Annotated in this window: 10 protein-coding genes and 1 pseudogene; 8 read left to right on the plus strand and 3 right to left on the minus strand. The window is 68.0% G+C overall.

From position 1 onward, the window contains the following. Positions 1-84 precede the first annotated feature (84 nt). The gene (locus L632_RS0120900; protein WP_028716246.1) at positions 85-729 is read right to left on the minus strand and encodes a 3-oxoacid CoA-transferase subunit B; all 645 of its coding nucleotides are present in this window, start codon (positions 727-729) and stop codon (positions 85-87) included. After that, positions 729-1,466: a CoA transferase subunit A gene (locus L632_RS0120905; RefSeq protein ID WP_028714626.1), complete on the minus strand. Its 738-nt coding sequence runs from the start codon at positions 1,464-1,466 to the stop codon at positions 729-731. Before L632_RS0120905 ends, L632_RS0120900 begins: the two co-directional genes overlap by 1 nt. A 123-nt stretch (positions 1,467-1,589) precedes the next feature. Between L632_RS0120905 and L632_RS0120910 the strand changes: the two genes are divergently transcribed. Beyond that, positions 1,590-2,168: a LuxR C-terminal-related transcriptional regulator gene (locus L632_RS0120910; RefSeq protein ID WP_028714625.1), complete on the plus strand. Its 579-nt coding sequence runs from the start codon at positions 1,590-1,592 to the stop codon at positions 2,166-2,168. A gap of 175 nt (positions 2,169-2,343) precedes the next feature. Continuing rightward, a complete protein-coding gene (locus L632_RS0120915) occupies positions 2,344-3,075 on the plus strand; it encodes a FadR/GntR family transcriptional regulator (protein WP_028714624.1) in 732 nt (243 codons plus the stop codon). Here the strand turns inward: L632_RS0120915 and L632_RS0120920 are convergent. Continuing rightward, complete coding sequence (locus tag L632_RS0120920) at positions 3,038-4,342, minus strand: ABC transporter substrate-binding protein (protein WP_028717533.1); 1,305 nt, start codon at positions 4,340-4,342, stop codon at positions 3,038-3,040. The two genes, L632_RS0120915 and L632_RS0120920, sit on opposite strands and share 38 nt — an antisense overlap. Positions 4,343-4,512: 170 nt before the next feature. Between L632_RS0120920 and L632_RS0120925 the strand changes: the two genes are divergently transcribed. The 6 genes and pseudogenes from L632_RS0120925 to L632_RS0120950 all read left to right on the plus strand — a co-directional run bounded on the left by L632_RS0120925 (position 4,513) and on the right by L632_RS0120950 (position 11,525). Next, the gene (locus L632_RS0120925; protein ID WP_028717534.1) at positions 4,513-5,856 is read left to right on the plus strand and encodes an NAD(P)-binding domain-containing protein; all 1,344 of its coding nucleotides are present in this window, start codon (positions 4,513-4,515) and stop codon (positions 5,854-5,856) included. 65 nt (positions 5,857-5,921) lie between these two features. Beyond that, positions 5,922-8,294, plus strand: a complete 2,373-nt coding sequence (locus tag L632_RS0120930) for a DUF1989 domain-containing protein (protein WP_028714622.1) — start codon at positions 5,922-5,924, stop codon at positions 8,292-8,294. Positions 8,295-8,624: 330 nt separating this feature from the next. Further along, positions 8,625-8,846, plus strand: a pseudogene (locus L632_RS25045) (glycine cleavage T C-terminal barrel domain-containing protein); the annotation flags it as partial. Positions 8,847-8,915: 69 nt separating this feature from the next. Beyond that, complete coding sequence (locus L632_RS0120940) at positions 8,916-9,524, plus strand: dimethylamine monooxygenase subunit DmmA family protein (protein ID WP_028714564.1); 609 nt, start codon at positions 8,916-8,918, stop codon at positions 9,522-9,524. Then, positions 9,521-10,468 (plus strand): PDR/VanB family oxidoreductase, encoded by a 948-nt coding sequence (locus L632_RS0120945; RefSeq protein ID WP_028717399.1) that lies wholly within the window; start codon positions 9,521-9,523, stop codon positions 10,466-10,468. The genes L632_RS0120940 and L632_RS0120945 overlap by 4 nt, the downstream gene beginning before the upstream one ends. A 10-nt stretch (positions 10,469-10,478) precedes the next feature. Continuing rightward, positions 10,479-11,525 carry a DUF3445 domain-containing protein gene (locus tag L632_RS0120950; RefSeq protein WP_028714562.1) on the plus strand — a complete coding sequence of 349 codons (1,047 nt, stop codon included), beginning with the start codon at positions 10,479-10,481 and terminating at the stop codon, positions 11,523-11,525. Positions 11,526-11,570 lie beyond the last annotated feature (45 nt).

Genomic DNA, 11,570 nt, shown 5'->3' on the forward strand with positions numbered 1-11,570 from the left:
TCCTTCTTTCTTGTCCAAATATCCTCGGGGGTGAATTGCGGCTTCAGCCGCAAGAGGGGGCGGAAGCCCCCTCCCCCTGTCAGCTCACCCGACGATCGCCGCCTCGGTCGCGGCGCGCAGCGCGTCCTCGCTGACGCCATCGGCCAGCTCGACGATCTTCAGCCCGCCCGGAACCACGTCCAGCACCCCCAGATTGGTGATGATCCGGTTCACCACGCCCTGGCCCGTCAAGGGCAGGGTGCAGGATTTCAGCACCTTCGACTCGCCCGCCTTGTTGGTGTGGTCCATCACCACCACCACCCGGCCCACGCCCGCCACCAGGTCCATCGCCCCGCCCATGCCCTTGACCAGCTTGCCGGGGATCATCCAGTTCGCCAGGTCGCCGTTCTCGGCCACCTCCATCGCCCCCAGGATCGCCATGGCGATCTTGCCGCCGCGGATCATCGCGAAGCTCTCGGCGCTGTCGAAATAGGCGGTCTGCGGCAGCTCGGTCACCGTCTGCTTGCCGGCATTGATCAGGTCCGGGTCCTCCTCGCCCTCGTAAGGAAACGGCCCGATGCCCAGCATGCCGTTTTCCGATTGCAGCGTCACATGCACCCCCTCGGGGATGTAGTTCGCCACCAGCGTCGGGATGCCGATCCCGAGGTTCACATACCAGCCGTCCTGCAGTTCCTGCGCGGCCCGCGCCGCCATCCGGTTGCGGTCCCAGCCCTTGATTTCGGCGGCCATCAGACGGTCTCCTTCTTGCCGGTCGTGTCGGAGACGCGCGAACGTGTCGTGCGCTGCTCGATGCGCTTCTCGTGCTGGCCCTGGATCAGCCGATGGACATAGATCCCCGGCAGGTGGATGGCGTCGGGATCGAGGCTGCCCGTCGGCACGATCTCCTCGACCTCGCAGACGCAGATGCGGCCGCATTTCGCCGCCGGCACGTTGAAGTTGCGCGCGGTCTTGCGGAACACCACGTTGCCCGACTCGTCCGCCTTCCAGCCCTTGACGATGGCCAGGTCGGCGACGATGCCGCGTTCCAGGATATAGGTCTCGCCGTCGAAATCGTGATGCTCCTTGCCCTCGGCGATCACCGTGCCGACGCCGGTTTTCGTATAAAAGCCCGGGATGCCGGCGCCGCCCGCCCGCATGCGCTCGGCCAGCGTGCCCTGCGGGTTGAACTCCAGCTCCAGCTCGCCCGAGAGATACTGGCGCATGAACTCGGCATTCTCGCCGACATAGGAGGAGATCATCTTGCGGATCTGCCGCGAGTCCAAGAGCTTGCCCAGCCCGAACCCGTCCACGCCGCAATTGTTGGAGGCGATGGTCAGCTCCCTGGTCCCGGCGCGCAGGATCGCCTCGATCAAAAGCTCCGGGATGCCGCAAAGCCCGAAGCCCCCCGCCGCAATCACCATCCCGTCACGAAGCAAACCCCCAAGCGCCAAATCCGCGCTGGGATAGATCTTGTTCGATCCCGCCATTCGCATTCCCCGATCCGTTGACCCGCCGCGGGCGCCGATTGCCGCTCCGCCGCGATCAACCCTGTCGCATGGGCGGGGAATGCTCTATCCGTAGGAATACTTAGATCAATAGGTATCGCGACCATGCAGACTCCGCGCTGGCGGCCCTCGGGCCGCGATTGCGACAGCCTGGGCTTCCAGAACGCGCCCGACGCGACCCTGGTGCTGGCCGAGCGGGTGATCGTCCGCGCCAACCTGATGGTCGAGACGGTGTTCGGCTGGCCCCCGCGCGCGCTCGAAGGCCAATCCATGCGCATGCTCTATCCCGGCGAGACGGATTTCGAGCTGGTGGGCGAGCGCGCCCGCAAGGCGCTGCAAGAGCGGCCCTTCTACCGGGACGAGCGTTTCATGCGCCGCAAGGACGGGCGGATCGTCTGGATGGAGGGCAGGGGCCGGACCATGGACCAGGACGACCCGCACCGGCTGGCGATCTGGACCTACCGGCCGCTGGAAAGCTCGGTCGGGGCCGGCAGCCTGCTGACCGCGACGGAAAAGCGCATCGCCGGCTATCTGGTGAACGGCTTCACCAGCAAGGAGATCGCCAAATCGCTGGCCTGCTCGCCCCGCACGGTCGAGGTGCACCGCGCCAACATGATCCGCAAGACGGGGGTGCGCAACAGCTTCGAGCTGGTGCGGCGGCTGCTGGATATCGGTTCGGGCTGAACCCGGCCGGCCATGGGCCGCGGGCCGGCTCCGGCCCGGCCTTCGCCGGCGGTCCGCCCGGCGGCGGACGGGTGCAGGGGCGGACGGCCCTGCGCCGGCGCGGCCGATGCCGATCATCGACCTTGCCCGCGGGACCGGCTATCCTGCGCCGGCCCGGCTTGGGCCAAACGAGGAAATGCAAGACGTGACCATCCCCACCCGCCGCCCGACCGGCGCCGCCGCCGAGCCCGTCGTCGGCACGACGGTGCAATATGTCATCGACACGCTGGCGATGCGCATCGTGTCGCAGGAATACGACACCGACGAGCGCCTGCCCTCCGAGCGGCAGCTGGCGCAGGATCTGGGGGTGGCGCGGAACACGGTGCGCGAGGCGCTGGACCAGCTCGAGGCGCGGGGCATGATCCGGCGCCGCGCCGGCTCGGGCTCTTTCGTCACCTACGATGCCGGCGGCAGCAGCGAATCGCTGAGTCCGGTGGCGGCCGAAACCGGCCCGCTGCATCTGCAGGTCGTGCGCAGCATCCTGGAGCCCGAGATGGTCCGGCTGGCGATCATCAACATGTCGCCGCGCCGGATCGAGGCGCTGGGGGAAACCCTGTCGCAGATGGAGGCCGTGCAGGCCGATGCCAACGCCTTCGTCCGGCTGGAGGAGGAATTCCACCGCCAGATCGCCAGCGGCACCGACAATCCGCTGCTGATCGCCTGCTACAACCTGGTCATCGACGCCCGCCGGCAGGCCTTTCGCGCCGCCATGTATCGCCGGCACCTGACCCCCAGCCGCATCGCCATCTATCAGCGCAGCTACAACGCCCTGTTCAACGCCATCGCCGCCCGCGACATCGAGGAGGCGACCGAATTCATGAAGCTCGCACTCATCGAGGACCAGAAGCTTCTGCTGCAGGAGGACTGAGCTCCGCCGCCGGGTCGAGGCGCTGATACCACATCTGCCCGAGTTGCTCGAGATGCTGGCGCAGCAGCGGGGCGTGGCGTTCCAGCCAGTCCAGCACCGAGCCGAATTCGATGATCCGCGCCCTGCCGTTGCGGATGCCGACCACGGGCCAGTCGCCGACAAGCGCGTTGTCGATGCCGAACAGCGCGCTGCCCCACCAGCGCGCGGTACCGAAGACATGCGGCATCTGCTGGTGCCGCTTCATCGCCGCCAGGACGGTGATCGGCGCCACGGTGTCGGCGCTTTCCACCGCGTTCTGCCACAGGTCGAGGATCGAGGCGTATTCCCAGCTCACCGCGCTCCATTCGCCGGGAAAGCGGGCGTTGTAGGCGTCGAAGAAGGCCTTGGGGCGGCGAAAGAAGAAGGCCTTGTCGGCCAGCAGCGGGTCGTCGAAATCCGGGAACTGGAAGACATAGCGCGACATGAACTCGGCCGAGGTGCTGGCGATCAGCCGCGGATAGTCGTCGCCGGTGCAGGCCAGGATCGGGCCGCGCCAGCCCAGATCATGCGCGGCCTCGGTCAGGGCGCGGGTCATCGGCGCGGGCGAGGTGCACCAGCACAGCAGGTCCGGCGCCTGCTCCAGCATCGCCCGCACGATCGAGCGCGCGTCGGTCTCGCCCGGATCATAGCGGATTTCCCTGACGACGGGCCGGCCCGCCGCTTCGAAGGCGGCGCGATAGACGGCCAGCGAGGGCAGGCCCAGCCGGTCGGACTGGCTGCACAGCGCCACCCGCCGCATCGCGGGCCGGCTGCGGGTCAGCCATTCGACGCCGGTGACGTTGAACAGCGGATGCAACTCGGCCGGTGCGATCAGACTGGGCGTGTCGGGCGACAGGTCCGAGGGCAGCAGCGTCGCCACCAGCACGCGCCGCGCCATCAGATAGGGCAGGGCCGGCGCGAAACTGTCGCCGCCCAGCGTCAGGACCAGGCGGACGCGCTTGCGCTCGACCATGTCGCGCGCCGCCTCCAGCGTCGCGGCGGGATCGGCGGCGCTGTCATGGGCGACGATCTCCAGCCGGTGGCGCTTGCCCGCCACCATCAGCCCGCCATGGTCGTTGATCCAGTCCGCCCAGATCCGGCATCCGCCGAGGCCGGGCGCGCCCCAGCGTTCCTCGGGGCCCGACAGCGGCGCCAGGAAACCGACTCGCAGCGCCGACCGATTCTCGGCGTTCAGCCGGGGAATCGAACCGGTGACGACAAGCTGCTGGGCGAGCGATGGCGTGCGCATGAATTCATCTATAGCGGAATTCTGCCGGTTTTGACGCCTCGAATCCGACGAATTTATATTCCAGTGAAGAAAAATTGTTGACCTATGGCCGCAATCGGCTCTTACTTGGTTCATGCCGATGGAACCAGTTCGGAAAATTGGTCCATACCGGCGAACAGGGAGCCAATAACATGAAGAAGCGCGTTGCCATCATCGGCGCGGGTCCTTCGGGGCTTGCGCAGCTGAGAGCCTTTCAGTCGGCGGCCCAGAAGGGGGCCGAGATCCCCGAAATCGTCTGTTTCGAGAAGCAGTCGAACTGGGGCGGGCTGTGGAACTATACCTGGCGCACCGGCTTGGACGAATATGGCGAGCCGGTGCATTGCTCGATGTATCGCTATCTGTGGACCAACGGCCCCAAGGAGGGGCTGGAATTCGCCGACTATTCCTTCGAGGAGCATTTCGGCAAGCAGATCGCCTCCTATCCGCCGCGGGCGGTGATGTTCGACTATATCGAGGGCCGGGTGGTCAAGGCCGGGGTCCGCGACTGGATCCGCTTCTCGACCGTGGTGCGGCATGTCGAATATGACGAGGACCGCGGGATCTTCACCGTCACCGCCCATGACCTGGTCAAGGATCACATGTATGCCGAGGAATTCGACCATGTGATCGTGGCCTCGGGGCATTTCTCGACCCCCAACGTGCCGGAATACGAGGGCTTCTCGACCTTCAACGGCCGCATCGTCCACGCCCACGACTTCCGCGACGCGCGCGAATTCGCCGGCAAGGACGTGCTGGTCATGGGATCGTCCTATTCGGCCGAGGATATCGGCTCGCAATGCTGGAAATACGGCGCGAAATCCGTCACCTCCTGCTATCGCAGCGCGCCCATGGGCTTCAAATGGCCCGACAACTGGCAGGAGAAGCCGGCACTGGTCCGGGTCGAGGGCAAGGAGGCCGTGTTCAAGGACGGCTCGCGCAAGGAGGTGGACGCCATCATCCTGTGCACCGGCTACAAGCATTATTTCCCGTTCCTGCCCGACGATCTGCGGCTGAAGACCGCGAACCGGCTGGCGGCGGCGGATCTCTACAAGGGGGTGGTCTGGGTCCATAATCCGCGCCTGTTCTATCTGGGCATGCAGGACCAGTGGTTCACCTTCAACATGTTCGACGCGCAGGCCTGGTATGTGCGCGACATCGTCATGGGCCGGATCGAGGTGCCGCAGGACAAGCAGGTGCTGATGGCCGACGTGCGCGAGCGCGAAGAACGCGAGGAAGCCTCGGACGACGTCAAATACGCGATCCGCTATCAGGCCGATTACGTCAAGGAACTGATCGCCGAGACCGACTATCCCAGTTTCGACGTGGATGGCGCCTGCGCGGCCTTCTACGAATGGAAGAAGCACAAGGCCGAGGACATCATGGCCTTCCGCAACCACTCCTATCGCTCGGTCATCACCGGCACCATGGCGCCCAAGCATCACACGCCCTGGAAGGATGCGCTCGACGACTCGATGGAAGCCTATCTGATGAACTGAGCAGGGTTTTCCCCCCGACTGGGGCCGGGCATCCGGCCCCACCTTTTTCCTCCTGGGAGGTCCAGATGCTCCAGCTGCCGCCAGAAAGCCTGTTCCGGCCCGGCCCGCCGCGCGCAACCCATGTGCGCCGCGCCGCCGGCTTCACCCTGCCGCCCGGGGTCGAACGCTATGCCGTTCCCGGCGCCGGCGCCGTCGCGGTGCAGATCGCGACCGGCGACCGGATCGAGATCATCAATGACGAGGGCGGCCAGCGTTGCGAACTGCTGGCCGCGCATGCCGACGGCCGGCTGGACCCGGCGATCCTTGGCGCTGCCGCCGACGCACCGGCCGATGGGCTGCGCGCCCTGCTGTCCTCGGACGGGCCGGGGCTTGCATCGCTGCGCCGCCGGCTGGCCGAGCTGGGCATCCCGCTGGCCGAGGCCCGTGCCATCGGCCTGTTCGGGGCAGAGACGCGGCCGGGCGAGACCGTGGCGCTGACCGCCGCCGCACCCGGCTGGCTGATCGCCGCCGCGCCGGGCGGCGTCATGGATTTCGAGGCGCAGGACACCTCGACCCCGCTGACCCTGCGCATCACCCGCGCCAATCCGCGCCGCCAAGGGCATTTCGCCCTGCCCACGCCGCTGGCCGATCCGCTCCTGGACCTGCGGGTGAAGTCCGCCACCGCCGAGGCCTATACCGTCAAGGCCGGGGATTTCATCCAGATCATCGACGTGGACGGCCGGCAATGCACCGATTTCCAGTGCTTCGACGCGCGCAAGCTGGACCGCGGCATCGTGCATCCGCTGGACGTGACCACGACCCGCACCATCCAGGGCCATGCCTATCCGATGCCGGGGCTGCATGCGAAATATTTCGACCACGACCTGACGCCGCTGGTCGAGGTCGTGCAGGACACCTGCGGGCGCCACGACGCCTTCGCGCTGGCCTGTTCGGCGAAATATTACGACGATATCGGCTATCCGGGCCATGCCAACTGCACGGACAATTTCAACGCCGTCCTGGCGCCCTATGGGGTCGAGGCCCGCGCCGGCTGGATGGCGGCGAATTTCTTCTTCAACACCGGCATCGATGCGCATGGCGTGATGTATGCCGACGAGCCCTGGTCGCGGCCCGGCGACTATGTGCTGTTGCGGGCGCTGACCGATCTGGTCTGCGTCTCCTCGGCCTGTCCCGACGACACCACCGCCGCCAATGGCTGGCACCTGACCGATATTCATGTCCGCAGCTATGGCGCGCAGGAACGGTTCAGCCGTGCCACCGCCTGGCGCGCCACCCCCGACGCGGAGCCGATCATGACCCGTGAGACCGCCTTCCACCAGAATTTCGCCGCCCTGACCCGCGATTTCGTCGAGTATCGGGGCTTCTGGCTGCCGAATTCCTTCCCGGAATGCGACCCGGTCGAAAGCTATTGGGCCTGCCGCGAGGGCGTGGTGGTCATGGACCTGTCGGCGCTGCGCAAGTTCGAGGTGACCGGCCCCGATGCCGAGGCGCTGATGAACTGGGTGCTGACCCGCGACGTGGCCAAGCTGGGCCATGGGCAGGTGGTCTATTCGGCGATGTGCCATCCCCATGGCGGCATGATCGACGACGGCACGCTGTTCCGGCTGGGCGAGCACAACTTCCGCTGGATCGGCGGCAGCGACGAGGGCGGGGTCTGGATGCGCGAGCAGGCCGAGAAGCTGGGCCTGAACGTGATGATCCGCTCCTCGACCGACCAGATGCACAACCTGGCGGTGCAGGGGCCGAAATCGCGCGAGCTGATGGCGGGGATCGTCTGGACGCCGCCGCATCAGCCCGCCTTGGCCGATCTGGGCTGGTTCCGCTTTACCGTCGGCCGCATCGGCGGCGAAAGGGGCGTGCCGGTGGTGGTGTCGCGCACCGGCTATACCGGCGAGCTGGGCTACGAGATCTTCTGTCATCCCAGGCATGGCGACGTGGTCTTCGAGGCAGTCTGGAACGCCGGCCAGCCGCTGGGGCTCAAGCCCATGGGCCTTGCCGGGCTGGACCTGGTGCGGATCGAGGCCGGGCTGGTCTTTGCCGGCTACGATTTCAGCGACCAGACCGACCCGTTCGAGGCGGGCGTGGGCTTCACGGTGCCGCTCAAGTCCAAGAACGCCGATTTCGTCGGCCGCGAGGCGCTGATCCGGCGCAAGGACCATCCCAGCCGCAAGTTCGTCGGGCTGGAGATCGACGGGCAGGACGCGGTGGGCCATGGCGATTGCATCCGCATCGGCCGGGCGCAGGTGGGCGAGGTCTGCTCGGCCATGCGCTCGCCGCGCACGGGGCAGATGATCGCGCTGGCGCGGATCGACATCGCCCATGCCGAACCCGGCACCGCGGTCGAGGTCGGGCGGCTGGACGGGCATATCAAGCGCATCGCGGCGAAGGTCGCAGCCTTCCCGCATTACGACCCCAAGAAGGAACGCCCCCGCGCCTGAGGCGCGGCCGGTGGCGACAAGCGCAGGCGTCGGGGACGGCCCCGGCGGTCAGCAGGAAGAACGGCAAAGCCCATACCTCATTTACAACCGACGGGGGCCTGACAGATGGAAAAGGATCTTGCGACCACGACCGGATTGCAGCGGCGGGCAGGGACCTCGGGCATCCTCCTCGCCCCGAGCCTCTGCGACGCGCCGGCCCGCGCCCGGCCGCTTGCCTGCGGGACGGGGGGACTGCACCGGAAGAACGCCTGCCGCACGCGCCCGGATCGGAACGATCGGGCAGGGAACGATCGGACAGGGGGCGCGCGGTTGCGCGCCCTTGCGCTTTCTGGCGCTCCGATCATCCGGGACGGCAAGGAGGTGGGCGTGGTGACCATCGGGTTTTACAGCCCTTTGAACGGGCACAATATCGGCATTGCGCGGATGCCGGTGGATTGCGCGGTTCCGGGCACGCCGCTGACGATCCGCAACCCGGGCGGCGAGATCGCCGCCACGGCGCAGCCGATGCCCTTCCACGACCCCGAGAAGAAGCGCCGCACCGCCAAGGGCTGAACCGACCCCGGGGCGCGCGGGCGGCGCCAGGACCGCCCCGCCCCCTCCGCGACAGGGAGAACGCCGCCAATGCGAGCCACGGAATTTTCATCTTCCATCCCCAGCCGCCCGGTCTATGGCGGGCTGCGCCCGCACGGGGCGCTGGCCTCGCTGATGCTGGCCGAGGGCGCGGGCGGCGAGGCGCTGGCCGCGCTGGCCCGGGCCGACCCCTCGGTCATGCGCCGGGCGCAGCTGTTCTGGATCCCCGCCGGCGCCGGTCCCGAACTGGGGTCGCGGCTGCGGGCGCTGGGGCCGGCCGGCTATGTCGAGGGGCCGAGCTGGGCGGCGCTGCGGCCGCGCTTCGCCCGGGCCCTGGCCGAGGCGCATATGGGCACCCGGCTCTATCTTGCCGGCGGCGAGGGGCTGATCGGCCAGGCCACGGCCGAGGCGCTGGCCGCCGGAATGCCGCTGGAGGCGATCGATGCCGAGCATCGCGGCGGCTTCGCCCGGCGGGTGCAATGCGTGCATTGCAAGGGCATCACCGAGAACGTCGCCACCGACCCGTTCGCCTGTTCGCATTGCGGGCTGAACCTGTTCGTGCGCGACCATTACTCGCGCCGCATCGGCGCCTTCCAGGGGGTCTGCGTCGATGCCGAGACCCCGGGCCAGGTGCCCGAGCCGCAGGAGATCAAGCCATGACGTCCCTGATGCTGCGCGTGGCGGCGGCCGAGCCGCTGACGCCGCTGGTCAAGCGCTTCCGCTTCGAACACCCGCAGGGCGCGGCCCTGCCGCTGTTTTCCGGCGGCGCGCATGTGGTGGTCGAGATGCCGGACGGCGAGGTGCTGCGCCGCAACGCCTATTCGCTGATCTCGGACCCGCAGGACGGCTCGGGCTACGAGATCGCGGTGCGGCGCGAGGATGGCGGGCGCGGCGGCTCGCGCTTCATGCATGGCCGGGTGCGGGCGGGCGACCTGCTGCGCGTCTCGCTGCCGCTGAACCTCTTCGCGCTGGACCTGCGGGCCCGCAAGCACGTGCTGATCGCCGGCGGCATCGGCATCACCCCTTTCGTCGCCCAGGTCCGCCAGCTTCTGCGCATGCAGCTGCCCTTCGAGCTGCATTACGCCGCCCGCTCGCGCGCCGAGGCGGCCGGGCTGAAGCTGCTGCCGGATGTGCCGCATATCCATGCCCATATCTCGGAGGAGGGCAACCGCATGGATCTGGGCGCGATCCTGTCGGGCCAGCCGCTTGGCACGCATGTCTATACCTGCGGCCCCGAGGGGCTGATCGGTGCGGTGGCGGAAGCGGGCGCCCGGCTGGGCTGGCCGCAGACCGCGCTGCATTCCGAGGTCTTCCAGGCGCCGCCGCCCGGCCGGCCCTTCGCGGTGGTGCTGGCGCGTTCGGGGCGGACCATCGCGGTCGGCGCGCATCAGAGCCTGCTCGAGGCGCTGGAGGCGGCCGGGGCCGAGATCGACTGGTCCTGCCGCGGCGGCGCCTGCGGGCGCTGCGAGACGCGGGTGCTGTCCTGCCACGGCCGCATCGAGCATCACGACCACTGGCTGTCCGAGGACGAGCGCTCCTCGCAGAGCCGCATCATGCCCTGCGTCTCGCGCTTCCGCGGCGAGACGCTGATCATCGACCGATAGGAGCCCGGCCATGACCATCCGGTTCAACGACGAGACCTTCCGCGACGATTACAGCTTCCGCAACTCGGCCGAAGCCATCCGGCGCTTTCCGTTCCCGTTCGACAAGGACGACTACATGTATTCCGTCAACATGGAGCCGCACGGGACGGGGGGCCGCGCCGGCAGCGTCTTCGAGAAGCGCTTCGACGTGGACGAGCATTACGTGGCCGAGATGCGCGACCGGGCGATCACCCTGGCCGGGGACCCGCTGCGCTGCCAGTCGCTGCCGCATATGGCGCTGGCGGGCTGGGACCTGCTGGAGCTGATCATGCAGTGCAAGGCCGAGGATTACCCCGAGCTGTTCCAGCTGCATCGCGACGGCGACCGCTGGCACTGGATCAACCGGCCGCTGGGGATCGAGCAGCGCTTCACCTTCCTCGACCCGACGACGCTGCCCTGCGGGCCGCTGGAATACGTCACCCGCCAGGCGCAGGGCGATTTCGCGCTGCTGGACCAGCGCGAGGGCAACCTGTGGATGGATGCGGGCATGGTGACCAGCCAGGCGGACTGGTCGCTGGATTTCGACATCGGCATGAACTTCTTCGAATGGCATGCGCCGGTGCCGAAGGCGGCCGAGCTGGGCATCTTCCAGCGGGCGCTGAAATTCCTGCTGGCGGTGCAGCAGGGCGCGCCGTCGCGGCGGCTGAACTGGACGATGACGGTCAATCCGCGTCTGGACACCAGCCCCGAGAACTATCACCTCTGGGGCCCCGAGAAGCGCACCATCACCCCCGAGAATGTCGGGGCCAGGCAATATCTGCGGGTGGAGCTGCAGAGCTTCTGGCGGCTGCCGCGCTCGAACGCGCTGGCCTTTCCGATCCGCTGCTACCTGATCGCGCTCGAGGATCTGGTGACGGTGCCGAAATGGGCGCGCCGGCTGCACCGGGTGATCCGCGACCTGCCCGACGAGCTGGCCGACTACAAGGGCTTCGCCGTCAACCGCCAGATCATCATCGACTATCTCGCGAAGTTCGACGACGGGAAGCCGACCTCGCCCGGAATCTTCGCCGACGAGTAGGGCTGGGACAACCCGACCGGGCAACAGCCGCCCCCGATGCGGGGC

The sequence above is a fragment of the Paracoccus sp. J39 genome (assembly GCF_000518925.1).
Classification (GTDB): Bacteria; Pseudomonadota; Alphaproteobacteria; order Rhodobacterales; family Rhodobacteraceae; genus Paracoccus.

Excerpts from the sequence above, each read along its gene's own strand:
- L632_RS0120900 (WP_028716246.1), bottom strand. The coding sequence starts at position 729 with ATGGCCGCCGAAATCAAGGGCTGGGACCGCAACCGGATGGCGGCGCGG.
- L632_RS0120905 (WP_028714626.1), bottom strand. The coding sequence starts at position 1,466 with ATGGCGGGATCGAACAAGATCTATCCCAGCGCGGATTTGGCGCTTGGG.
- L632_RS0120910 (WP_028714625.1), top strand. The coding sequence starts at position 1,590 with ATGCAGACTCCGCGCTGGCGGCCCTCGGGCCGCGATTGCGACAGCCTG.
- L632_RS0120915 (WP_028714624.1), top strand. The coding sequence starts at position 2,344 with ATGCAAGACGTGACCATCCCCACCCGCCGCCCGACCGGCGCCGCCGCC.
- L632_RS0120920 (WP_028717533.1), bottom strand. The coding sequence starts at position 4,342 with ATGCGCACGCCATCGCTCGCCCAGCAGCTTGTCGTCACCGGTTCGATT.
- L632_RS0120925 (WP_028717534.1), top strand. The coding sequence starts at position 4,513 with ATGAAGAAGCGCGTTGCCATCATCGGCGCGGGTCCTTCGGGGCTTGCG.
- L632_RS0120930 (WP_028714622.1), top strand. The coding sequence starts at position 5,922 with ATGCTCCAGCTGCCGCCAGAAAGCCTGTTCCGGCCCGGCCCGCCGCGC.
- L632_RS0120940 (WP_028714564.1), top strand. The coding sequence starts at position 8,916 with ATGCGAGCCACGGAATTTTCATCTTCCATCCCCAGCCGCCCGGTCTAT.
- L632_RS0120945 (WP_028717399.1), top strand. The coding sequence starts at position 9,521 with ATGACGTCCCTGATGCTGCGCGTGGCGGCGGCCGAGCCGCTGACGCCG.
- L632_RS0120950 (WP_028714562.1), top strand. The coding sequence starts at position 10,479 with ATGACCATCCGGTTCAACGACGAGACCTTCCGCGACGATTACAGCTTC.